At 64.3% G+C, this 21,203-nt stretch carries 22 protein-coding genes, 1 tRNA gene and 2 riboswitches; of the genes, 6 read left to right on the forward strand and 17 right to left on the reverse strand.

What is annotated here, in order from left to right; translation table 11 throughout:
* The first annotated feature begins 57 nt into the window (after nucleotides 1–57).
* From ACFFUC_RS02650 to ACFFUC_RS02670, 5 genes are read left to right on the forward strand one after another with little or no spacing between them, the layout of a single operon-like run.
* Nucleotides 58–1,077, forward strand: coding sequence for an ABC transporter substrate-binding protein (locus ACFFUC_RS02650; RefSeq protein WP_377683261.1), 1,020 nt, complete (start codon nucleotides 58–60; stop codon nucleotides 1,075–1,077).
* Complete coding sequence (locus tag ACFFUC_RS02655) at nucleotides 1,077–2,567, forward strand: sugar ABC transporter ATP-binding protein (protein ID WP_377683262.1); 1,491 nt, start codon at nucleotides 1,077–1,079, stop codon at nucleotides 2,565–2,567. Before ACFFUC_RS02650 ends, ACFFUC_RS02655 begins: the two co-directional genes overlap by 1 nt.
* Nucleotides 2,564–3,493, forward strand: a complete 930-nt coding sequence (locus tag ACFFUC_RS02660) for an ABC transporter permease (RefSeq protein WP_377683264.1) — start codon at nucleotides 2,564–2,566, stop codon at nucleotides 3,491–3,493. The genes ACFFUC_RS02655 and ACFFUC_RS02660 overlap by 4 nt, the downstream gene beginning before the upstream one ends.
* Entirely contained in the window at nucleotides 3,490–4,455 is a 966-nt protein-coding gene (locus tag ACFFUC_RS02665; protein WP_377683266.1) for an ABC transporter permease, read from the forward strand. Before ACFFUC_RS02660 ends, ACFFUC_RS02665 begins: the two co-directional genes overlap by 4 nt.
* A 2-nt stretch (nucleotides 4,456–4,457) precedes the next feature.
* Complete coding sequence (locus tag ACFFUC_RS02670; RefSeq protein WP_377683268.1) at nucleotides 4,458–5,372, forward strand: SMP-30/gluconolactonase/LRE family protein; 915 nt, start codon at nucleotides 4,458–4,460, stop codon at nucleotides 5,370–5,372.
* Between the two features lie 265 nt (nucleotides 5,373–5,637).
* Here the strand turns inward: ACFFUC_RS02670 and ACFFUC_RS02675 are convergent.
* From ACFFUC_RS02675 to gcvT, 5 genes are all read right to left on the reverse strand, one after another.
* Nucleotides 5,638–5,713, reverse strand: a tRNA-Ala gene (locus ACFFUC_RS02675).
* A gap of 86 nt (nucleotides 5,714–5,799) precedes the next feature.
* Nucleotides 5,800–6,237: a thioredoxin TrxC gene (gene trxC / locus ACFFUC_RS02680; RefSeq protein WP_377683270.1), complete on the reverse strand. Its 438-nt coding sequence runs from the start codon at nucleotides 6,235–6,237 to the stop codon at nucleotides 5,800–5,802.
* Between the two features lie 135 nt (nucleotides 6,238–6,372).
* Complete coding sequence (gcvP, locus tag ACFFUC_RS02685) at nucleotides 6,373–9,210, reverse strand: aminomethyl-transferring glycine dehydrogenase (RefSeq protein WP_377683272.1); 2,838 nt, start codon at nucleotides 9,208–9,210, stop codon at nucleotides 6,373–6,375.
* 161 nt (nucleotides 9,211–9,371) lie between these two features.
* Nucleotides 9,372–9,731 (reverse strand): glycine cleavage system protein GcvH, encoded by a 360-nt coding sequence (gene gcvH / locus ACFFUC_RS02690; protein ID WP_377683274.1) that lies wholly within the window; start codon nucleotides 9,729–9,731, stop codon nucleotides 9,372–9,374.
* A gap of 9 nt (nucleotides 9,732–9,740) precedes the next feature.
* Nucleotides 9,741–10,850 (reverse strand): glycine cleavage system aminomethyltransferase GcvT, encoded by a 1,110-nt coding sequence (gcvT, locus tag ACFFUC_RS02695; RefSeq protein WP_377683608.1) that lies wholly within the window; start codon nucleotides 10,848–10,850, stop codon nucleotides 9,741–9,743.
* A 72-nt stretch (nucleotides 10,851–10,922) separates the two neighbouring features.
* Nucleotides 10,923–10,983: riboswitch (glycine riboswitch) on the reverse strand.
* 3 nt (nucleotides 10,984–10,986) lie between these two features.
* Nucleotides 10,987–11,075: riboswitch (glycine riboswitch) on the reverse strand.
* Nucleotides 11,076–11,288: 213 nt separating this feature from the next.
* On the opposite strand from gcvT, the gene ACFFUC_RS02700 reads away from it, so the two are divergent.
* Nucleotides 11,289–11,690 carry a hypothetical protein gene (locus tag ACFFUC_RS02700; RefSeq protein WP_377683276.1) on the forward strand — a complete coding sequence of 134 codons (402 nt, stop codon included), beginning with the start codon at nucleotides 11,289–11,291 and terminating at the stop codon, nucleotides 11,688–11,690.
* 18 nt (nucleotides 11,691–11,708) lie between these two features.
* Here the strand turns inward: ACFFUC_RS02700 and ACFFUC_RS02705 are convergent, their stop codons facing one another.
* The 12 genes from ACFFUC_RS02705 to pqqA form a co-directional block, all read right to left on the reverse strand.
* Nucleotides 11,709–12,491, reverse strand: coding sequence for an SDR family oxidoreductase (locus ACFFUC_RS02705; protein WP_377683278.1), 783 nt, complete (start codon nucleotides 12,489–12,491; stop codon nucleotides 11,709–11,711).
* 91 nt (nucleotides 12,492–12,582) lie between these two features.
* Entirely contained in the window at nucleotides 12,583–12,927 is a 345-nt protein-coding gene (locus ACFFUC_RS02710; RefSeq protein WP_377683279.1) for a hypothetical protein, read from the reverse strand.
* Nucleotides 12,924–13,559, reverse strand: a complete 636-nt coding sequence (locus ACFFUC_RS02715) for a hypothetical protein (RefSeq protein WP_377683280.1) — start codon at nucleotides 13,557–13,559, stop codon at nucleotides 12,924–12,926. The genes ACFFUC_RS02710 and ACFFUC_RS02715 overlap by 4 nt, the downstream gene beginning before the upstream one ends.
* Before the next feature lie 84 nt (nucleotides 13,560–13,643).
* The gene (locus ACFFUC_RS02720) at nucleotides 13,644–14,972 is read right to left on the reverse strand and encodes an ATP-binding response regulator (RefSeq protein ID WP_377683281.1); all 1,329 of its coding nucleotides are present in this window, start codon (nucleotides 14,970–14,972) and stop codon (nucleotides 13,644–13,646) included.
* 10 nt (nucleotides 14,973–14,982) lie between these two features.
* The gene (locus tag ACFFUC_RS02725; protein ID WP_377683282.1) at nucleotides 14,983–16,152 is read right to left on the reverse strand and encodes an FIST N-terminal domain-containing protein; all 1,170 of its coding nucleotides are present in this window, start codon (nucleotides 16,150–16,152) and stop codon (nucleotides 14,983–14,985) included.
* Entirely contained in the window at nucleotides 16,149–16,853 is a 705-nt protein-coding gene (locus ACFFUC_RS02730) for a response regulator transcription factor (protein WP_377683283.1), read from the reverse strand. Before ACFFUC_RS02730 ends, ACFFUC_RS02725 begins: the two co-directional genes overlap by 4 nt.
* A 194-nt stretch (nucleotides 16,854–17,047) precedes the next feature.
* Nucleotides 17,048–17,842, reverse strand: a complete 795-nt coding sequence (locus ACFFUC_RS02735; RefSeq protein ID WP_377683285.1) for a quinoprotein dehydrogenase-associated SoxYZ-like carrier — start codon at nucleotides 17,840–17,842, stop codon at nucleotides 17,048–17,050.
* Nucleotides 17,839–18,975 carry a pyrroloquinoline quinone biosynthesis protein PqqE gene (gene pqqE / locus ACFFUC_RS02740; RefSeq protein ID WP_377683287.1) on the reverse strand — a complete coding sequence of 379 codons (1,137 nt, stop codon included), beginning with the start codon at nucleotides 18,973–18,975 and terminating at the stop codon, nucleotides 17,839–17,841. Before pqqE ends, ACFFUC_RS02735 begins: the two co-directional genes overlap by 4 nt.
* Nucleotides 18,972–19,277 (reverse strand): pyrroloquinoline quinone biosynthesis peptide chaperone PqqD, encoded by a 306-nt coding sequence (gene pqqD / locus ACFFUC_RS02745; protein WP_377683289.1) that lies wholly within the window; start codon nucleotides 19,275–19,277, stop codon nucleotides 18,972–18,974. Before pqqD ends, pqqE begins: the two co-directional genes overlap by 4 nt.
* Entirely contained in the window at nucleotides 19,277–20,053 is a 777-nt protein-coding gene (gene pqqC, locus ACFFUC_RS02750; protein ID WP_377683291.1) for a pyrroloquinoline-quinone synthase PqqC, read from the reverse strand. The genes pqqD and pqqC overlap by 1 nt, the downstream gene beginning before the upstream one ends.
* A complete protein-coding gene (gene pqqB / locus ACFFUC_RS02755) occupies nucleotides 20,050–20,940 on the reverse strand; it encodes a pyrroloquinoline quinone biosynthesis protein PqqB (RefSeq protein ID WP_377683292.1) in 891 nt (296 codons plus the stop codon). The genes pqqC and pqqB overlap by 4 nt, the downstream gene beginning before the upstream one ends.
* A gap of 70 nt (nucleotides 20,941–21,010) precedes the next feature.
* Nucleotides 21,011–21,103: a pyrroloquinoline quinone precursor peptide PqqA gene (gene pqqA, locus ACFFUC_RS02760; protein WP_312524661.1), complete on the reverse strand. Its 93-nt coding sequence runs from the start codon at nucleotides 21,101–21,103 to the stop codon at nucleotides 21,011–21,013.
* Nucleotides 21,104–21,203 lie beyond the last annotated feature (100 nt).

Here is a 21,203-nt window from a genome sequence, read left to right on the forward strand (position 1 = left end):
CTGCTTGCGGGAGACGGGCGAGGGGAGAAGCCCGATCCAGTCAGGGAGGACAACCAAATGACCATCCGTAAAGGATTGATGCTGACTGCCGCTGCCGCCATGGCGCTTTCGCTTGGATCAGGGGCTTTCGCCGATACGGCGGACAAGAAGATCGCTTTGTCGAACAACTACGCAGGCAACAGCTGGCGTCAGGCCATGCTGGAAAGCTGGAAGCGCGTCACCGATCAGGCCGTGGCCGATGGGGTCGTGGCCTCGGCCGATGCCTTCACCACCGCCGAAAACCAGGCGACCGAACAGGCCGCGCAGATCCAGAACATGATCCTGCAGGGCTATGACGCCATCGTCATCAACGCCGCCTCGCCGACCGCGCTGAACGGCGCCGTCAAAGAGGCCTGCGACGCGGGCATCACCGTCGTTTCCTTCGACGGCATCGTGACCGAGCCCTGCGCTTGGCGTGTCGCGGTGGACTTCAAGAAGATGGGTCAGGACGAGATCGCCTATCTCGCCTCGCGCCTGCCCGAGGGCGGCAATCTGCTGGAGATCCGCGGCCTCGCCGGCGTTTCGGTCGATGACGAGATCCATGCCGGCATCGAGGAAGGCATCAAGGCCAATCCGGCCTTCAAGGTCGTGGGCTCGGTCAACGGCGATTGGGCGCAAGACGTGTCCCAAAAGGCGGTGGCGGGCATTCTGCCGTCCCTGCCCGAGATTGTCGGTGTCGTGACACAGGGCGGCGACGGCTATGGCGCGGCGCAGGCTTTTGCGGCGGCGGGCCGTCCGATGCCGATCATCATCATGGGCAACCGTCAGGACGAGCTGAAATGGTGGGGCGAACAGCGTGACGCCAACGGCTACGAGACCGTCTCGACTTCAATCGCACCGGGCGTCGGCACTTTGGCGTTCTGGATCGCGCAGCAGATCCTCGACGGGCAGGAAATCCCCAAGGATCTGACCGTGCCCTTCCTGTCGGTTACGGCCGACACGCTCGACCAGGCGCTGAAGGACACGCCCGAAGGCGGGGTCACGAATGTCGACTACACCCTCGATGATGCCAAGAAAGTCATCGCCGAGGCGAAGTAATGGCGGATCAATCCACGAAAACCTCGGTCGGGGCGCAGCACGCCCCGACCAACCCGCCGCTTGTGGGCACCGTCGTCGCGCTTCAGGCAGCCTCGAAACACTTCGGGTCGCTCAAGGCGCTGGATGCGGTCACGTTAAGCATCGGTGCCGGCGAATGTCTGGGGCTGGTCGGCCATAACGGCGCGGGGAAATCCACGCTGGTCAATCTGGTGACGGGCGTTCTGTCCGCCTCGGAGGGGCGCGTCACCTACCCCGATCACACGGGGCCGCTGGATGCGGGCATCCGCGCGATCTCGCAGGAGGGGACGCTCTGCCCCAACCTCACCGTGCTCGAAAACCTCCATGTCGCGCAGCATGATCTGACCGGCGCTGGCTGGCGCAGCCGCGCGGGCCACCGCGTCAAAGCCGCGCTCGACACGATTTTCCCCGGCCACCGCATCCGCCCGACCGATCTGGTGCTGGATATGAGTTTGGCCGAGCAGCAGATGGTCGAAATCGCCATCGGCTTTGCCGAAAGCAGCAGCCCCGCGCGGCTGGTGGTGCTGGACGAGCCGACCTCGTCGCTTGATGCGGCAATCGCGGCGCAGCTTCTGGCCCATATCCGCAACTTCTGCGCCTCGGGCGGCGCGGTCATCTTTATTTCCCACATGATGGGCGAGATTTTCGAGGTCGCGACCCGCATCACCGTCATGCGCGACGGGGCGGTGATCGCCGACCGCGCGGCCGGAGCATTCACGCGGCAAAGCCTTGTCGACGCGATGGGCCATATCGCCTCCGAGGATCACGCACAGACGGGCGAAACGGCGTCCCGCGATCTCGGCCCGAAATCGGCGGCGATCCTGCGCACGCCCGAAGGGATCGAGGCCCGCAAGGGCGAGATCATCGGCATCGCGGGTCTTGCGGGCCACGGTCAGGCCGAGGCCTTGGCGCGGTTCTATTTCTCGCAAAGCTCGGATTGGCGCGTGACGCGCGATCCCCATGCCGCTTTCGTCGCGGGCGACCGGCGGCGCGACGGGGTCATGCCGATCTGGTCGATCGCGCGTAACCTGACCCTTGCCGCGCTGGCGGGCCTGACGCGGCGCGGGTTGGTCGACCGCCAAAGCGAGGAGGCGATTGCCGCCGACTGGCAGCAGCGCATCGGCATCCGCACCCCCGACATGGGCAATCCGATCCTGTCGCTGTCGGGCGGCAACCAGCAAAAGGCGCTCTTCGCGCGCGCGCTGGCGACCACCGCGCCGGTCATCGTCATGGACGACCCCATGCGCGGCGTCGATATCGGCACCAAGACCGAGGTCTACGAGATGATCCGCCTCGAAGCCGCCAAAGGCCGCACCTTCCTGTGGTACTCGACCGAGATGGACGAGATCCGCAACTGCGACCGCGTTTTCGTCTTCCGCGACGGCGCGATTTCGGCCGAACTGGAAGGCGACGAGATCACCGAGGCCAATATCCTCGCCGCATCTTTCGAATTCGGAGACCACGCGGCATGAGCAAATACATTTCTCCCCGCCTCGCGCTGCCGGTCCTGTCGCTGCTCATTCTGGTCGCGGCGGTTTTCTGGCTGCAACCGCGTGCCATGAGCTATACCGGCGTCAACCTTCTGTTCAATCTGGCCGTGCCGATCGCCTTGGCGACGGTGGCGCAGATGATCATCATCATGGTCAACGACATCGACCTGTCGATGGGCGCATTCGTCAGCCTGATCGCCTGCATCACCGCCGCGATCCTGCCCGAAAACCCCGCCTTGGGCGTCGCGATGCTGGCGGGCTGCGTGCTGGCCTATGCCGCGCTTGGCGCGCTGATCGAGATCCGCCAGCTGCCCGCCATTGTCGTCACCCTCGGCATGTCCTTTGTCTGGAGCGGCGCTGCCGTTCTGGTCCTGCCCTCGCCCGGCGGAACCGCGCCCGGCTGGCTGGCGGCGATCATGAAATCCAAGCCGCCGCTTGTGCCGATGGCGATCATCGCCAGCGTGCTGATCGCGGGCACGGCGCATCTGCTGATCATGCGCTCGGGCTTCGGCACCAAATTGCGCGCGCTTGGCGGCAATGCCCGTGCGGTGGCGCGTTCGGGACGCTCGACCGTCATGCTGCGCGCCTCTGCCTACGGGCTTGCGGGGGTTTTCGCGGTGCTCGCGGGGATGGCGCTGGTCGGGCTGACGACCTCGGGCGATGCCAATATCGCGCTGCGCTATACGCTTTTGTCGATCGCGGGGGTCATTCTTGGCGGCGGTGAATTCACCGGCGGGCGCATCTCGCCCGTGGGAGCGGTGATCGGCGCGCTGACCCTGACGCTGGCAGGCAGCTTCCTGTCCTTCCTGCGGCTGTCGCCCGATTGGCAGATCGGGGCGCAGGGCGCGATCCTCATCCTTGTTCTGGCCGCGCGTCTGGTCATTCGCCAAGCGGAGGCCCGCAAATGAGCGCGATTTCAACCCTGCACAAAGCGCCGTGGTTCTGGGCATGGGTCGCGGCCTTCGCGGCCTTTGGCGCCACCTGGTCTATCAGCGCGGGTGGCGGAGGCGGCATGGCTCTGGCCGTCGCGGCGCTGACCTTCGGCAGTTTCTCGATCATGACGGGGCTGGGGCAAATGCTTGTGATCACAATGGGGCCAGGCAATACCGACCTGTCGATCCCCGCGACCATGACCCTAGCCGCAACCCTGTCGCTGAAACTGATGGGCGGAATGGGCGGCCCGAGCGCAATAACCGTTCTGGCGGGGCTTCTTGCGGCGCTCGCGATCGGTGCGGCGGTGGGCGTCACGAATTTCGCGCTGATCCGACTGCTGCGCATCCCGCCGATCATCGCGACGCTCTCGGCGAGCTTTCTCTACCAATCCCTCGCGATCTGGTCGAACCGCGGGCTGCGCATCAAACCGCCGCAGGCCTTGGCCGATTTCACCACCGGCCGCGCCCTTCTGGGCGTGCCCAATCTGGCTTGGGTCGCGCTGGCCGTCAGCATCGGCTTTTGGGTGCTGCTGAACCGGTCGAGCTTTGGCCGCAGGCTGTCCGCCATCGGTCAAAACCCCCGCGCCGCCCGCCTTGCCGGCGTGCCGGTCGCCCGCATCAGCGCCGCGACCTATGTCATCTGCGCCACGATGGCGGGTCTCACGGGGTTTCTGCTCGCCTGCTTTTCGGGCGGGGCCGCGCTCAATATGGGGGCCGAGTTTCTGCTGATGTCGATCGCCGTTACCGTCATCGGCGGCTCGTCCATCGCGGGCGGCAATTCCAACGTTCCCGGCATCTGGGCGGGCGCGCTCTTCATGTATCTCATTGTTTCGATGCTGAATTCATACGGCCTCGGCGCGGGTGTGCGTCTGCTGTCGACCGGTATCATCATCATCGCAATCGTCGCCGTCGCGAGCGGCAGAAAGGCCAGGGTCTGACCATGACCGCACCGCTTTATGATGCGCGGGACCCGCGTTTCCGTGCTCTGATCCACCCCAATGCACGGCTGCACCAGATCGGCTCCGGTTTTGAATGGGCCGAGGGGCCGGTCTGGTTTCCAGCCGCGCAAATGCTGCTGTTCTCGGATATTCCGGCCCATCGCATGATGCGCTGGACGGCGCAGACCGGCTGCTCGATCTTTCGCGAGAACTCGGATTACTCCAACGGCAACAGCCGCGATCCCGAAGGCCGTCTGATCACTTGCCACCACGGCACCCGCCGCGTCACCCGCACCGAGGCAGACGGCCGCCTGAGCAATCTGGCCAGCCACCATGCCGGCAAACGGCTCAATTCGCCCAATGATCTCGTGGCCAAAAGCGACGGCAGCATCTGGTTTACCGATCCGACCTACGGCATCTTGTCCGATCTCGAGGGCTACCGCGCCGATCCCGAGCAAGCGGGCAGCTTCGTCTACCGCATCCCGCCCGAGGGCGGCGAGCCGCAGCCCGTGATCACAAATTTCACCCAGCCGAACGGGCTGTGTTTCTCGCCGGACGAGCGCCTGCTTTATGTCGCGGAATCGGGATCGAGCCATGATGCTTCCGTGCCGTCGGTCATTCGCGTCTTCGATGTGACGGCGGATGGTGCGATCTCGGGACAAGGCCGCGATTTCGCGCGCATCGATGCGGGTCTGCCCGACGGGATCCGCTGTGACGAGCGCGGCAATCTCTGGTCCTCGGCCGCCGACGGGATCCATATCTTCGCGCCCGACGGCACGCTTTTGGGCAAAATCCTTGTGCCGGAGGTTGTCTCGAACCTCTGCTTCGGCGGCGAGCGCGGCAACCGCCTGTTCATCACCGCGACCACCAGCCTCTATATTCTCGCGGTCAATGCGAGCGCGGCGGGCTGGCCGTAGACGCAAGATTTGGCGGGAAGGCAACCCCTCCCCGCCATATCCGGTAGTATGAAATCTTGACGGTGCCGCATGCTCGATCGACACCGGCGCATAGCATCCGCACTTTTGGGGACGGGAATACGGCATCTCTATGTGGCTCGGACGGTGCTGACGAATCGCCCCGTTCACGGCCCGCAAAATCGCCCGTCCGCATCGCAAATCCGCATACCGACTTTTGTCGAAAAGTCAGTGTTTCGATGTCGGAAGACAACTATCGGGAGAAATCTGGTGGAGCCGAGGGGAATCGAACCCCTGGCCTCGTCATTGCGAACGACGCGCTCTACCAACTGAGCTACGGCCCCATCTAGCGGAATTTTTTTCGCAATGTCGGGGCGTTGTCAAGCGCGACCGAACGGTGTTTTCACGCGGCCCGATCACAAGCCCACGATCACCGCGAAGATTTGACTCGCGCGAAATCGGCGATGGCTGCGGCGGGGCGGGCTCCGGCGGCGCGGCTTTGCTCTTTGCCGTTCAGAAACAGCGCAAGCGTCGGAATGCTGCGGATGTTCCAGCGCGCGCCGGCTTGCGGGTTCGCCTCGGTATCGAGCTTCACCAAGCGCGCACCGGTCCCGAGCGCTGAAGCGGCCTTTTCGAATTCCGGTGCCATCTGGCGGCAAGGACCACACCAGGGCGCCCAGAAGTCGACCACCAAAGGCACCTCGTCATTGCGCGAGGCCTTGAGCAGCGTCTCGGTATCGACCGCGCGGGGTTTGCGCGAGAACAGCGCCGCGCCGCAAATGCCGCATTTCGGATTGTCGCTGAAACGCTCGGCCGGAACGCGGTTCACCTGCCCGCATTCAAGACAGGTCAGTTTCTTGCCGGACATGGCTTTCTCCCTTTGCTTGCGATGCGGGGGCTTGCCCTTGGCGATGCCTGCATCAAAACCCAAAGGCGCCGCCGTTGACCAGCAGCGCCTTTGATTTTCCATCTGCGCGCCCGAAGCGCGCGCCGTCAAGCAGCCTTACTCGGCCGCCTCGGCATAGCTCTCCAAGGGCGGGCAGGTGCAGATCAGGTTGCGGTCGCCGTAGGCGTTGTCGACGCGGCCGACCGGCGGCCAGTATTTGTCGACGCGGAAGGCACCCGCGGGGAAGCAGCCCTGTTCGCGCGAATAGGGACGATCCCATTCCGCAACCAGATCCTCGACCGTGTGGGGTGCATGGCGCAGGGGGCTGTCCTCGGCGCTGATGCGGCCCTCGGCCACGTCGGTGATCTCGTCGCGGATCGCGAGAAGCGCGGTGATGAAGCGGTCGATCTCGGCCTTGGTTTCCGACTCGGTCGGCTCGACCATCAGCGTACCCGCAACCGGCCAGCTCATGGTCGGCGCGTGGAAGCCGTTGTCGACCAGACGTTTCGCGACATCATCCACCGTCACGCCGAATTCCGCGAAGGGGCGGGTGTCGAGGATGCATTCATGCGCCACGCGACCACGATTGCCCATGAACAGGATCGGATAAGCGGCCTGCAGGCGGCTTGCGATATAGTTGGCGTTCAGGATCGCGACGCGCGTCGCCTGCGTCAGACCGGCCCCGCCCATCATCTGGATATAGGCCCAGGAAATCAGCAGGATCGAGGCCGAGCCCCAATTCGCCGCCGAGACCGCGCCTTCGTCACCCGTTTGCGGGTCGGACGGCAGGAAGGGTGCCAGATGCGCCTTGACGCCGATCGGGCCCATGCCCGGACCGCCGCCGCCATGCGGAATGGCGAAGGTCTTGTGCATGTTGAGGTGGCTCACGTCGCCGCCCACATCGCCCGGACGCACCAGACCGACCAGCGCGTTCATATTGGCGCCGTCGATATAGACCTGACCGCCGTGCTTGTGGGCGATGTCGCAAACCTCGCGCACGGTGTCCTCAAAGACGCCATGGGTCGAGGGATAGGTGATCATCACCGCCGCCAGCCTGTCGCCCGCTTTTTCCGCCTGAGCCGCGAAATCTTCGAGGTCGATATCGCCGTTCGGCGCGGATTTGACCACGACGACCTTCATGCCCGCCATTTGTGCCGAGGCCGGGTTCGTGCCGTGGGCCGAAACCGGAATCAGGCAGATGTCGCGCTCTTCGCCGCGGGATTTGTGATAGGCGGCGATGGTCAGAAGACCCGCATATTCGCCCTGCGCGCCCGAGTTCGGCTGAAGCGAGAAAGCGTCATAGCCGGTGATCTGGCACAGTTTCTCCGAGAGATCGGCAAAGACCTCGTGATAGCCCGCCGCCTGATCTTCGGGGACGTAGGGATGCAGCCCGCCGAATTCCGGCCAGGTGATCGGCATCATCTCGGCCGCGGCGTTGAGCTTCATCGTGCAGGACCCGAGCGGGATCATCGCGCGGTCCAGCGCCAGATCGCGGTCCGAGAGGCGGCGCATGTAGCGCATCATCTCGGATTCGGCGCGGTTCATGTGGAAGATCGGATGGGTCAGATACTCGCTGTCGCGCAGCAGATCCTCGGGGATCGCGGGCTGGGTGGCCTGCACCGGCGCATCGGTCACGCCGAAAGCGTCCAGAACCCGTGCGATGACGCCTGCATCCGTCGTCTCGTCGACCGAGATGCCGACGCGGTCACGGCCGACCTTGCGCAGGTTGATGCCGCGATGGCGCGCAGCTGCCATGATGCCCTGCTGGCCGACGCCGACGCGCACCGTGATCGTGTCGAAGAAATGTTCGGGCGCGACATCGGCACCGGCTTCGCGGAGGGCATTGGCCAGCGTCACGGCGTTCAGATGGACGCGCTGCGCAATCGCGCGCAGGCCCTCGGGCCCGTGGAAAACCGCATAGAAGGACGCCATCACCGCAAGCAAAGCCTGCGCCGTGCAAACGTTCGAGGTCGCCTTTTCGCGACGGATATGCTGCTCGCGGGTCTGCAGCGACAGACGGTAGGCCTGATTGCCCTTGGCATCGATCGAGACGCCGACAATCCGCCCCGGCATGGCGCGCTTCATCTCGTCGCGGCAGGCCATGAAAGCGGCATGCGGACCGCCGTAGCCCATCGGAACGCCAAAGCGCTGCGATGTGCCGACAGCGATATCGGCGCCCATCGCGGCAGGCTCTTTGATCAGGCAAAGCGCCAGCAGATCGGTCGCGACAATCGCCACGCCGCCCGCCGCATGAACGGCCGCACATTCGGCGGTAAAGTCGCGCAAATGGCCGTAAGTGCCCGGATATTGGAAGATCGCACCGAAAACGGCGGTCGCATCCAGCTCTTCGACTGCACCGACCACGACTTCGATACCCAAAGGCTCGGCGCGGGTCTCGATCACGGAGATCGTCTGCGGGTGCAGGCCGCGATCAACGAAGAAGGCTTTGGCTTTCGACTTGGCCAGACGCTGCGCCATGGTCATGGCCTCGGCCGCAGCCGTCGCCTCGTCCAGAAGCGAGGCATTCGCCACCGGCAGGCCGGTCAGATCCGACACCATCGTCTGATAGTTCAACAGCGCCTCGAGGCGGCCCTGCGCGATCTCGGGCTGATAGGGGGTGTAGGCCGTATACCACGCCGGATTTTCCAGAATATTGCGCTGGATCGCGGGCGGGGTGACGGTGCCGTAATAGCCCTGCCCGATCAGGCTGGTCATGACGCGGTTCTTGCCCGCAACTTCGCGCATCCGCTCGAGCAAGGCCTTTTCCGACAAAGCCGGCCAGTCCAGCGTCGTCTCCTGACGGATCGAAGCGGGGATGGTCTGGCCGATCAGCGCGTCCAGATCCGCTGCGCCAACGGCTTTCAGCATCTCCGCCATCTCTGCCGGCGAGGGTCCGATGTGGCGCCGGTTGGCGAAATCATCGGGATTATAGGTGGTCGGGTTCCATTTCGTCATGACTAGGGCCCTGCATCCTTGGATGCGTCAGAGTGTCAAAGAGATGCGGAATGCGCGGATGATCCCGCACATTCTCGATTTGAAAGGCTTCGGGCGAAAGCGGCGGCGCCAATCGGCTCCGGCGGCTTTCTTCATCACCCAAATACCTCCTTGATCCGGCCTCAGCCGATCAGCGCGTTGTAAGCGGCTTCATCCATGAACGCCTCGACCGCAGCGGCATCGGCCGGTTTGATCTTGAAGAACCAAGCAGCCAAAGCGTCGCCGTTCACGTCGCCGGGGGTGTCGGCAAGCGCGTCGTTGACGGCGGTGATCACGCCCGCGACCGGCGCGGTGATGTCGGATGCCGCCTTGACCGATTCGATCACGACGATCTCTTCGCCGGCCGAAACATCGCGACCGACTTCCGGCAGCTCGATGAAGACGACATCGCCCAGTTGTTCGCTGGCATGGGCGGTGATGCCGACGACAACTTCGTCACCTTCGACGCGCAGCCATTCGTGGTCTTCGGTATATTTCAGCATGATCGCTCCTCAGCGCTTGTATGCGGGTATATGGAAAGGCAAAGCGGCAATAACAACCGGCAGGCGCTTGCCGCGCAATTCGGCCCAAAGCTGGCGACCTTCGGCCAGCCCTGCGGGCAATTCGGCCATGGCGATCGGGCCACCGGCCGAGGGTCCGAATCCGCCCGACGTTACCGTGCCGATGGCCTCGCCGCCTTGATCGGTGTCAAAGATCGCGACGCCCTCGCGGATCGGCGCACGACCTTCGGGACGAATGCCGTAGCGGGCGCGGGTCGCACCGGCTGCAAGTTCGGCCAAAATAGCATCCGCCCCGGGGAAGCCGCCTTCGCGTGCCCCGCCAATGCGGCGGACCTTCGGGATCGACCAGCCCAGACCGGCCCGTGCAGGCGAGGTCGTCTCGTCCATCTCGTGACCGTAAAGCGGCATGCCCGCCTCGAGACGCAGGCTGTCGCGCGCGCCAAGCCCGACCCATGCCACGGCCTCATGCGCCAGAAGCGCATCGGCGAAAGCCTCGACACGGTCATGCGGGACCGACACCTCGAAACCGTCCTCGCCGGTATAGCCCGAGCGCGAGATCCACAGGCTTGCGCCCTGCCAGTCGAAATCGTGCGAATCCATGAACTTCATCGCTGCAACTCCGGGGACGACAGCCTCCAGAACCGCCTCGGCCTCGGGGCCCTGCAGCGCTAGAAGCGAGCGGTCCGCCTGCTCGACCGAAACGCCCTTGGCTTCAAGCTGGCGCAGATGCGCAAGATCGGCCTCGGCATTCGCCGCATTCACCACGAGGTAAAGGTGGTCGCCCTTGTTGGCGATCATCAGATCGTCCAGCACGCCGCCCGTCTCGCTGGTGAACAGGCCGTAACGCTGGCGGCCTTCCTTCAAACCCGCGATATCGGCGGGGATCAGCGTCTCGAGCGCCTCGGCAGCACCCTCGCCACGCAAAATCACCTGCCCCATGTGGCTGACGTCGAACAGACCGGCGCGGGCACGGGTGTGGAGATGCTCGTTCAGCACGCCCATCGGATATTGGACGGGCATATCCCATCCGGCAAAAGGCACCATCTTCGCGCCTTTGGCGACATGCAGATCAAAAAGCTTCGTGCGCCGTGTTTCGGCCATGACATCCCCCGGTTCCACCGCCCGGACATGACTGTCCACAGCGTGCAGCCTTTGGCTGCGGTTAGATGCCCCCTCTGTCCTTTGCGCCTGAGATCGTTATCCCTTCGGCGGCCGCTCGCGGCTCTCTCCAGAGTTTTTGGGGAAGGCGGTCTTTTTGCCTGAGAGTTTACCGGGGCGGTTGCTCCTTCGGCCCTGACTTGCGCCAGCGTCTCCCGACTTCCACCAAAGGTCGTAGCGGACGGCACAATTTCTGGCAAGAGGGTTTGAAACGCCACGAACTTGCGCCTTTCGTCAAAAGCGCGGAAGCTTCGTTCAAACGATCAAAGGCCGACCCCGATGCGCGTGACGATGACCGCCCTGTCCCTTGCCTGCCTCTTGGCGCCGGCCGCCTGCGCCCAACCGTCAAGCCGGTCCGCAACCCCGGACGGAACCGAAACCATGACCCAAGCCATGCCGCAAAAGAAATCGGGCTTTGCACAGCGCAAAGGCGGAGCCGCCCTGCAATCAGAAGCGATCCGCATCGTCGAGGGCGGCGGTTTCGGCCACCGCTCCGAACAGCTTTTGTCGCCGGACGACCGGCTGGTCAGCATCACCCGATGGCGCGGCAAGCCCGAACAGCGCGAGGACCGGCAATTGCGCGCCGGTGCCTATCTTGCCGCCCGTCGCCATATCGAGGCCAATCCGATCCCCGCCGGCAGCTTGGGCGAGGGGTCGCTGTGCAACGATTACGGCAGCGACATCGTCTCGGTCGGCCCGCTGCATTACGAGGCCCATTGCCCCGCCGCGCAGATGGCCAGCCTGAAGGAAAGTCTGGCGCGGATCATCGACAGCTACCGCTGAACCCGCGCCCGACACCCCTCAGATCGAGATGTTCGACGCGCCGCCGTCCAGCAGAATGTTCTGGCCGACCATGAACCGCGCATGCTGGCTGCACATGAAGGCACAGGTCGCGCCGAAATCCTCGGCCGTGCCGTAGCTGCGGGTCGGGATGGTGGCCTCGCGGCGCTTGCGGGCTTCTTCGATAGAGATCCCCTCGGCCTTGGAGACACCGCCGTCCAGACTTTCGGCACGGTCGGTGGCATGGATGCCGGGCAGCAGGTTGTTGACCACGACGCCCGAGGGCGCGACCGCGCGCGACATGCCTGCGACAAAACCCGTCAGCCCCGATCGCGCCGCATTCGACAGGCCCAGAACGCCGATCGGCGTGCGCACCGATTGCGAAGTGATGTTGACGACACGGCCCCAGCCGCGCTCCATCATACCCGGAACCAGCGCCTGCATCAGCGCAACCGCCGAAAGCATGTTCGCATCCAAAGCTTTGATGAAATCGTCGCGGCTCCAGTCGGTCCATTGGCCGGGGGGCGGGCCGCCGGCATTGGTGACCAGAATATCGGCCTGACCAACCAGCGCGGCCAGAACCTTGGCGCGGCCTTCGTCGGTGGTGATATCGGCGGCAACCGGCGTGACCTTGACACCGAAACGGCTGGCGATGTCTTCGGCGGTGCGGGTCAGCACGTCTTCGCTGCGTGCGTTGATCACCAGATCGACCCCTGCCGCGGCCAATGCTTCGGCGCAGCCGCGCCCCAGCCCTTTCGAGGCCGCACAAACCAGCCCGCGTTTGCCCTTGATGCCCAGATCCATCGTCATCCTCCTGTCGAAATCCGCGGCAATAGGACGGTTTGGGACGGCCAATGTCCACCCCGCTTGCGCCCCGTTTGCTCCGCGCGAGCGATCAGAAGCAGAGCACCTCGGCCTCGGCCTGCGCGCGGCGGAATTCGGCGACGATCTCGCCTATCATGCCGCCTTGCTTGAACATGCCCGAGCGCTCGCCCGTGGTATGGCGCATGCGCATCACGGTCTCTGCGCTGACGTATTTGTCATAGGGCAGGATGCTGGCGATTTCGTCGATGGCGCAGGAACAGCGGTCCAGCATGTCGCGGGTCTGGCCGTTGGTTGCCATGCAGACGAAAACGTAATCGGCCCGCGCATTGGTCGGGTAGTCGTTGACCGCCTGCGCCGCGAGCGGCAGCGGGGCCAAGGGCGCAAACAGCGCCGCCGCCAGAACCAGCCCCCTCACGGCTGCACCATCGAGACGAGGAAGGCGGGCGTCTCGCCGCCGGTGGTCGCTGTCATGCTTGCGATCGGCTCCTTGGGATCGGCGATGACGAAGCGCAGCTCGAGCTGCTCGAACACCCCCATCCGTGCCTTGTTCGGATCGTTGAGGAAGGGCCGGAAGACCGCGACCTTGGTGTCGCCTTCCGAGGTCAGCTCGCCGCCGCGAAACACCGCATCCTTCAGGCGGTTGCGGATGTAATAGGGGCTGCCCCCCGACGAGGCCGCCATATTGCGCGCCACGGTTTCAAGGAAGAAAACCACCGTCGGATCGCCGCCGTCGCTGGGAAAAGGACCGATCTTGCGCTCGAGCCCGCCGCCGTCTTCCAGCAGTTGCAGCATGGGTTTGCCGTCCTTGGGATCGGTCGTCGTGACGAGGGACAGTTTGCCGTCCCTGAACGCGCGGACCTCGGCCCCCTGCGGCACGACGATATCAAGCGCCCAGACCTCGCCGCCGTCGGGCAAAGACCACGGCGCGCGCTCGGTGAACACCAGATCGCCCGCCTCGTCGGCGGCAGCAAGCCCCGGCAGGGCGCAGGCGAAAGCCAGGCTTGCGGCAAGGGCCAACTTGCGCAGTTGGGTCGGCAGAATGGTCATGGGTCGTCTCCTCCACATCGCCGTCAGCCTGCGCTTTGGCCGCGCGGGGCGAAAGCGCCGCGCCGGAGGGATGGTCCCTTTGTCTTAGGACAAAATCCTCTGGAGCAGCAGTTGCAGTTCTTCGCGCCGGATAGGCTTTTCCATCAGCGGCACGTTGATCTCGTTGCAGGCACGCGCGATCTCGGACGAGCGCTGCGCCGTGATCATGATCGCGGGAATTTCGAGATTGACCTCTTCGCGCAGGGCATTGATCGCGGTCAGGCCGTTGTCGCCGTTGTCGAGGTTGTAATCGGCGATGATCACATCGGGGGGCTCTTCGCCCATCGTGGCCAAAGCCTCGGCCGTGCCGCCCGCCAGACGCGGCACCATGCCGAGCTGGTCGCTCAGGATCAATTCATAGGCGCGGCGCATGTTGGGGTCGTTTTCCACCACCAGCGCCACCCGTCCGCGCAGGGCTGCGGGGGTCTTGTCGACGATGCGGATCAGCCCGTCCTCGTCGGGCGCGACAATCGGCAGGCCGACGCGGAAGACCGTGCCGCGGCCCTGCTCGCTGTCGACCGTGATCGGATGGCCGAGCTTGGCACAGGCGCGGCGCACGATCGACAGGCCGAGCCCCATGCCCGGCGCGACGCCTTCGCGGCCGACGCGCTGGAATTCGTCGAAAATCCGGCTGCGGTCGGCGGGCGGAATGCCGATGCCGGTGTCGTGGATCTCGAGCCAGACCTGATCGCCCTGACGGCGGATTCCGACCAGAACCCGCCCGCTTTCGGTATATTTGATCGCGTTGGACACAAGGTTTTGTGCAATCCGGCGCAGGAACACCGGATCGCTGTCGACCACGGCCGAGGTCGGCACGAAGGTCAGTGCCAGCCCTTTGACTTCGGCCATCGGCGCATATTCGATGGCGAGACGGCGGAAGAGATCGCCCAGATAGACCGGTTTGCGGTGGAATTCGATGCGCTGGCTATCGAGCCGCGAGATGTCGAGCACCGCATGCATCAGCTCTTCGACCGATTCGAAGGCCCCCGCCAGACGGCCGGTCAGCTCCTGCTGGAACGGGTCGAGATCGGTATCGCTCAGCGCGGTCAGAAACAGCCGCGCGGCAGACAAGGGCTGCAACAGATCATGGCTCGCCGCGCGCAGGAACCGCGTCTTGGAACGGTTCGCCTCTTCGGCAGCGGCGCGCGCCACGGCCAGCTCGCGGTTGCGCTCGGACAGATCGGCCAGCACGCGTTCCAGCTCGCGGGTGCGCGCCTCGACCTCTTGCTCCAGCGCGACGGCGGCCTGAAACATCGACCATGCCGAGCCGCGCATTTCCTCGAGCCGGTCGATGCGGTCTATCAGCACGTCGGAAATGCGCGAGAGCTTTTCGACGCGGCGCTCGGGGCTGTCGGTTTCGCGGAGCAGGGTCATCGGAATATCGTCACGCCGTTTCGGGCTGCATCAGGGCCATGCCCACAAAGGTCTGGTTCACATGCATCCCATTATGCTGCTCGCCGTAGGTATTGAACCCCGCAACGCGAAAACGGGCAAAAATCTCGGACATTTCCTCGCGCATCCCCGCGCGCTCGATGGCAAGACGGCGCAGGATGCAGTCGAAACCCAAAACCATGACCGGCGGACGCGGCAGGGCGCTGAGCGTATCGGCAAAGCCCTGCGTCATATCCTCGACCCGACCGAGCCGCAGGATGGTGCCCGCCTCGATCGAGGACATCAGCTCCAGCCCGCCCTCGGGGGTTACACCGCGAATGGCGCGGATATGGTTGCGCCGACCCGTGCGTAACACCAGCGGATGGCGCGCGAATTCCGGCGGATGGAGATTGTCGGCGCGGATCCCCGCAAGTCGGGCGTATTCTTCGGCGGCGGGTTCGGCATTCAGTTCGAGAATGGTACGGTTCTGCGGATCGGCAGCCGTCACGACCGCCCGTTTCGAGGTTGCCGAGAAATGCGAAAAGCTGACCTCGTGGGCGGTGAAATCGGTCTCGACCAGCAGCACGATCGCCGAGCCGGGATGCTCGACCCCGTTCACGACCTGACAAGTGCGCCCGAAGCGCAGCCCGTCCGCTGCCGAGCCGCCGATGACCGGCATGCCCGGCATGGTTGCCTCGAGGGTGGCGACCAGCACATCCTCGTGCCGCGCCATCCCGTCCGCCAGCAACACGCCAAAGACCGAGCGGCGGTCGTCCACATTGAAATCCATGCGGAAATTGCGCAGGACCTGCATCCATTCCGAGACCGGAATATGTTCCTGATCGCGCAAAACACAGACGGCAGAACGGAAGCTGCCCTTGGGAAAGGCCAAAGCCGTGACCGTGCCCGCGCAATAGCCCATCGGACCGATTTCGCCCGCCGAAGAGCAGCCCACGATGCTGCAATCCTCGGGCAGTTTGCGCGCCAGTTTGCGCGACAATTCGGCCAGATTTTCGGCATGGGATGCGAAAAGCAAAACCAGATCGGGGTCGGCCGGCGAAAGAACGCGCAGCAGACTTCCGGCCATGTCGGGGTCGCTCAGGGCGACGGAAATCGCGACCGGCGCCAAAAGCGCCCGCGCCCGTGCCGCATCCGGCGCGGGCGTAGAGGCAGCATAGTTCATGCGGGCTCGAACAGGCGCACGGTATTGGCCAGCAGAACGGCCTGCGTGCGGCGGCGCGCGTTGATCTTGGACATGATCGCGGTGATATGCGTCTTGACCGTGGCCTCGGCGATCGAGAGCTCGTAGCTGATCTCTTTGTTCGCCTTGCCCTGACAGATCAGGCGCAGGATCTTCATCTGCTGCGGCGTCAGGCTGGCGAAACGGCGCGCCAGCTCGGCGCGGGCCTCGCCCTCCTCGCCTGCCGCCTCGGGCTCGTAGCCTTCGGGGGTGACGCGTTCGCCTTCCCACATGCGGCGCAGACTATCGACCAGAGCCTCGCGGCCGAGCGATTTCGAGATATAGCCCTGCGCGCCTGCGGCCATTGCCGCACCGATCATCGCCCCCTCGAGATCGGCCGAAATCATGGTGATCGGCACATCGGGGATCTGGCGGCGCAGGGTCACCAAACCTTCCGAGCCGCGCGCATCGGGCAAATTCAGGTCGAGGATGACCGCATCCGGTGCCCCCATCGTGCGGATCTGCTCGACCGCGGCGGTCAGACTGCGCGCGGTGCGCACATTCTTGAGGCCGAAGCTGATTTTCAGGGTCAAAGCCAAAGCGTCACACATCAGCGGGTGATCGTCCACGATCAGGATTTCCCTGACGCGATCAGCCGACGGACGCGGGGTCACGGCCTTTTCGTTTGCTTGAACTGTCGTCATCGTTTTTCCTCCCAAAAACGATTGCGAGCCGGACGAGCCAGCTTGCTTGAGCAACAATCTTAAGGCTCCGGCCCCATCGCGCAAGGGGGCTAGACCGGAAATCGCTTTCCGGATGGTGCAAGGCGCTTCACTGTGCGGAAAATTTTAAATTTTGCCGCATCAAAGGGCTTTGCGCCCCGCGCGGCCGCAAAGTCCTAGAACTCTCGCTGCCAGACGCGGCCTTCGGTATCTTGCGCATGTACCGTGACCGGCCCCTTGCCCGGACGATAGGCAAAACGGAAGACCGGATCCTCCGATACGGAAATCCCCGCATCCATTGTAAAGAGGTCGCTTTCGCCCTGCCGCAGACGCAGGGTCTGGATGAACTCTGCCGGAATATCGAGCAGCGTCACCTGATCGCGCTGAAGGCCCGAGAAATTGGGATGTCGGATCATCAAGGTACCGATCTCGCGCCCGTCCGGTGGGGGTTGCCCCTCTTCTTCGTCAGGGACGGAGAGAAACTTCATCTGCCCCATGAGAGCGCGAACCTGCTCCATGCTCTTACCCGCAGGGGCTGCACAGCCGCCCGAAGCTTTGACGAATCGCCCCGCCATGACCTTGCTGCCGTCGGCCAAGGTCGCGATGGCGCGCAGATCGCCATAAGCATCGACGCGCAGCCTGACCTCGAAATCCAGAGGCATCAGCGCCTCGCCGAAGGTGAATTCGGCAGCGACCGGCGCGGGGTTGTTGTCGACGACCAGCACCAGCGACACGATGGCCGGCGCGCCTTCGGGCTGGGTCAGCCGGACAGGCACGAGGGCGGGATTATCGGCGCGTTTGGGCGCATCGAGCAGCAGCACCTGCGGATCGATCGGGGGATCGGTCTCGGTGCCGATGATGCTCGAGCGCAGATCCTCCCAAGCCGGCGAGGGCTGGAGCGGGTTCTCTGCTTCCTGGGCATTCGCGGCAGTCACGCCCAGAAGAACCGTCAAAAGCAGAGCGCGCATCATGGCCGCGCCTCCTTGGGCATGGTGCGGTAAACAAGCTCGGTATCACCGCTTTGCGAATCCGCCTCGGCCATTGCGTGTAGCTGCGCCTGGAAGGGCGAGCGCGAACAGACCGGATCGGTCAGCGTCGGATCCTGCGCCATCGCCATCGCCTGACAGCGGCAGCCGCCGAAATCAATATCGCGCCGCTCGCAGCTCTGGCAGGGTTCAGGCATCCAGGCCGTGCCGCGGAACGCGTTGAAGGCGCTGCCTTTATGCCAGATCTCGGCCAAAGGCAGATCGCGGATATTGTCGAATTTCAGCCCCGTGATGGTCTGCGCGGCATGGCAGGGCAGAACGCTGCCGTCCGGCGCGATATTGAGACCGGTCGAGCCCCAGCCGCCCATACAGGCCTTGGGGAATTTCGCGTGATGGTCCGGCGGAACATAGTCGATGACCATGACGCCGCGCAGACGCTCGCGCGCTTCGTTGACGATACGGCGCGCCTCAAGCGATTGCTCGTAGGTCGGCATCAAGGTCTTGCGGTTTCGTTCGGCCCAGCCGTGGAACTGGACGGTCGCAACCTCGATCCGGCGCGCGCCCAGATCTTCGGCCATGGCGATCATCTCGGGCAGGCGGTCGACGTTCTGGCGGTGGACGACCGCATTCACGGTCAGCGGAAAGCCGATGTCGGCAATCCATTGCGCGACCTGCATCTTGCGGTTGAAGCCGCCCTTATAGCCGCCGATCCAGTCGGCCATTTCCGCATTGACACCTTGCAGGGAAAGCTGGACGTGATCGACGCCCGCCTCGTCCAATTCGCGCAAACGCGCCTCGGTCAGGCCGATCCCCGAGGTGATCAGATTGACGTAAAGCCCCGCATCCCGCGCCGCCTTGACCAGATCGACCAGATCGCGGCGCGAGGCGGGCTCTCCGCCCGACAGATGGACCTGAAGCACGCCCAGCTCGGCCGCCTGACGAAAGGCGCTGGCCCATTCTTCGGTCGAAAGCTCGGCCGCCTGACGCGTCAGTTCCAGCGGGTTCGAGCAATAGGGGCAGGACAGCGGGCAACGGTGGGTCAACTCGGCCAGCATGGCCATCGGCAGGCCCGAGGTGACCGGATTGCCTTTGATGTCGCGGGCGATGTCTTGGTTCATGACGGGTCCTCAACGAAAACCATCCGGCGCTCGACCAAGCCGCCAAGGAACTCGCGGACATCCTGCGCGATCTGGTCGCGCGGCGCGGCATAGGTCGTGGCGAGATGGTCGATGATCTCTCCCAGACTGCGCTTGCGATCGAGTTCGGACAAGATGGCATCGCCGATCATATCAAGCTGGATGGCGCGTTCGGGGGCCAAAAGCACGCGGATGCCGCGCAACTTGTCGTCATGAAGGCGAACGCCGCGCGGAAGAAAGGGCACGCAATCATCGCCGAGGCTTTCCTGCGCGGGTGCGGCCATCACGCGGCCCCTGCGGCTTTGGCCATACCCTCGCCCCGACGCCATGCGCCGGGGGGGATATTGCCCTCGACATAGCCGTACCACAAAGCGTCGAGCTGGGCCCAAAGCACATCGGTCTTGAAAGTCAAAGCCGCCGCCGCCGCATCCTGCTTTTCCAGCGTATCGGCATGGTCGAGCACATAGTTCAGCCCGAATTCCACATCCTTCGGCGCCTCTTTGAGGCGGGTCTGGAAATAGGAAAGGCTGCTGTCGTCGGCGAAATCGTAGTGCTTCAAAAGGCCTTCGATCCGTTGGGCGTGGATCTTGGGGGCAAACATCTCGGTCAGGCTGGAGGCGATCGCGTCCAGAAGCGGCATGTCGCGCACGAAGCGGACATAGGCATCGACCGCGAAACGCGTGCCCGCCATGACGCCCACGCCGCTTGCGACGTAATCGGGATCAAGCCCGACCGCCTCGGCCAGTTTGAGCCAGCGCCGGATGCCGCCGCCTTCCTCGACACCGCCGTCGTGATCCTCGATCCGCGACCGCCATGCGCGGCGCAGGTCGGGATCGACCACGCGCGACATGAAAGCGGCATCCTTCATCGGGATGCGCGACTGGTATTGCCAGCGGTTGATGACCCAGGCGCGAACCTCGTCCGGGGTGCATTCGCCGCCGTGAAGGCGCGCGTGAAACGGGTGTTTGTCGTGATAGCGGTCGGCACCGATCTGGCGCAGACGCTCGTGGAAATCCGCCCGCGATTGGGCTTTGCCGGAGGCCGGCGTCTGGATGTTCATAGCGTGATCTCCATCCCGTCATGGCCGATATCCCAGCCCGAGGCACCAGCAAGGGCCGTCTGGGCGCTGCGCGGATCGGTCAGCGGGTTCGAATTGTTCATATGGACATAGATGCGGCGGCCAAGCGCCGCCTCGTCGAAGGCATTGAGGCTGCCTCCCTCGCCCGAGACCGGTGCATGGCCCATGCGGCGGCCGGTCTTTTTGCCCAGACCCGCCTCGATCATCTCGTTGTCGGACCACAGAGTGCCGTCGAACATCAGAAGATCCGCGCCGTGGATGCGGTCCAGCAGCCAGTCGGGCACAAGGGCACAGCCCGGAATGTAATAGCCGCGCCGCCCGTTCGCGGTCAGTTCGACCCCCACGGTGTTTTCGCCCAGAAGATCTGTCCGGACGCTTTCGCCCTCCAGATACAGCGGCACCTTCCCCGGCACGGCAAACAGGCGCGCCGAAAGATCGGGCAGCAGCGCGAATTCATGGTCGAGCGCGATGCGTTTGCGGGTCACGAATTCGGGGTTCATGGCGGTAAAGACCGGATTGGCGGCCAGAACGTCATGAATCGCAGGCGTCGCGAAAAGATCGAAGGCCTGACTTTCGCGCAGGGTCAAAAGCCCCGCGACATGGTCGATATCGCCATTGGTCACCAGCACAGAATGCAGGCCGGAGCCGCGCAATCCCTTGGGATAAAGCGGCGCATGAAGGGCCAGCTGGCCGCGCAAATCGGGGGAGGCGTTGATCAAAGCCCAAGCCTCGCCATCGGCACTGACGGCGATACTGCTTTGCGTCATCGAGGGAATTTCGCCGGTGCGGGCAGCGTTACAATTGCGGCAACCACAATTCCACTGCGGCAAGCCACCACCGGCCCCCGCGCCAAGGATCAGAACACGCATGTCATCAGTACCGGTTGGTTTTCCCCGCCCGAAAGCCGGACAGGGAACTTTCGCTTTCCGTGCTGATAAATCAGAACAGAACCGGCTCGTCGTCTGCCGGTGCGTACATATTGATTTCCATGCCGCAGGCGACTTCTTTCAGGATCGGTTTGGCCCAAGCCATAGTGATGCTCCATCTCTGCAAATTATGCGTGTGCGGTTATCGCATCGCGCGACTATGCCAGTTTACGGGGGCAAGGTACAGCGTCAACCCGACTAAAGTT

The organism is Paracoccus cavernae, assembly GCF_042430175.1.
Lineage (GTDB): Bacteria > Pseudomonadota > Alphaproteobacteria > Rhodobacterales > Rhodobacteraceae > Paracoccus > Paracoccus cavernae.

What these genes read in the sequence shown, in the direction of transcription:
- ACFFUC_RS02655 (WP_377683262.1), top strand. Translation starts at nt 1,077, where the DNA reads ATGGCGGATCAATCCACGAAAACCTCGGTCGGGGCGCAGCACGCCCCG.
- ACFFUC_RS02715 (WP_377683280.1), bottom strand. Translation starts at nt 13,559, where the DNA reads ATGACCATTCTGCCGACCCAACTGCGCAAGTTGGCCCTTGCCGCAAGC.
- ACFFUC_RS02720 (WP_377683281.1), bottom strand. Translation starts at nt 14,972, where the DNA reads ATGACCCTGCTCCGCGAAACCGACAGCCCCGAGCGCCGCGTCGAAAAG.
- ACFFUC_RS02660 (WP_377683264.1), top strand. Translation starts at nt 2,564, where the DNA reads ATGAGCAAATACATTTCTCCCCGCCTCGCGCTGCCGGTCCTGTCGCTG.
- ACFFUC_RS02665 (WP_377683266.1), top strand. Translation starts at nt 3,490, where the DNA reads ATGAGCGCGATTTCAACCCTGCACAAAGCGCCGTGGTTCTGGGCATGG.
- ACFFUC_RS02705 (WP_377683278.1), bottom strand. Translation starts at nt 12,491, where the DNA reads ATGGATCTGGGCATCAAGGGCAAACGCGGGCTGGTTTGTGCGGCCTCG.
- ACFFUC_RS02670 (WP_377683268.1), top strand. Translation starts at nt 4,458, where the DNA reads ATGACCGCACCGCTTTATGATGCGCGGGACCCGCGTTTCCGTGCTCTG.
- ACFFUC_RS02700 (WP_377683276.1), top strand. Translation starts at nt 11,289, where the DNA reads ATGACCCAAGCCATGCCGCAAAAGAAATCGGGCTTTGCACAGCGCAAA.
- ACFFUC_RS02735 (WP_377683285.1), bottom strand. Translation starts at nt 17,842, where the DNA reads ATGATGCGCGCTCTGCTTTTGACGGTTCTTCTGGGCGTGACTGCCGCG.
- ACFFUC_RS02730 (WP_377683283.1), bottom strand. Translation starts at nt 16,853, where the DNA reads ATGACGACAGTTCAAGCAAACGAAAAGGCCGTGACCCCGCGTCCGTCG.
- gcvH (WP_377683274.1), bottom strand. Translation starts at nt 9,731, where the DNA reads ATGCTGAAATATACCGAAGACCACGAATGGCTGCGCGTCGAAGGTGAC.
- trxC (WP_377683270.1), bottom strand. Translation starts at nt 6,237, where the DNA reads ATGTCCGGCAAGAAACTGACCTGTCTTGAATGCGGGCAGGTGAACCGC.
- pqqB (WP_377683292.1), bottom strand. Translation starts at nt 20,940, where the DNA reads ATGCGTGTTCTGATCCTTGGCGCGGGGGCCGGTGGTGGCTTGCCGCAG.
- pqqD (WP_377683289.1), bottom strand. Translation starts at nt 19,277, where the DNA reads ATGGCCGCACCCGCGCAGGAAAGCCTCGGCGATGATTGCGTGCCCTTT.
- pqqC (WP_377683291.1), bottom strand. Translation starts at nt 20,053, where the DNA reads ATGAACATCCAGACGCCGGCCTCCGGCAAAGCCCAATCGCGGGCGGAT.
- pqqE (WP_377683287.1), bottom strand. Translation starts at nt 18,975, where the DNA reads ATGAACCAAGACATCGCCCGCGACATCAAAGGCAATCCGGTCACCTCG.
- pqqA (WP_312524661.1), bottom strand. Translation starts at nt 21,103, where the DNA reads ATGGCTTGGGCCAAACCGATCCTGAAAGAAGTCGCCTGCGGCATGGAA.
- ACFFUC_RS02725 (WP_377683282.1), bottom strand. Translation starts at nt 16,152, where the DNA reads ATGAACTATGCTGCCTCTACGCCCGCGCCGGATGCGGCACGGGCGCGG.
- gcvP (WP_377683272.1), bottom strand. Translation starts at nt 9,210, where the DNA reads ATGACGAAATGGAACCCGACCACCTATAATCCCGATGATTTCGCCAAC.
- ACFFUC_RS02650 (WP_377683261.1), top strand. Translation starts at nt 58, where the DNA reads ATGACCATCCGTAAAGGATTGATGCTGACTGCCGCTGCCGCCATGGCG.
- gcvT (WP_377683608.1), bottom strand. Translation starts at nt 10,850, where the DNA reads ATGGCCGAAACACGGCGCACGAAGCTTTTTGATCTGCATGTCGCCAAA.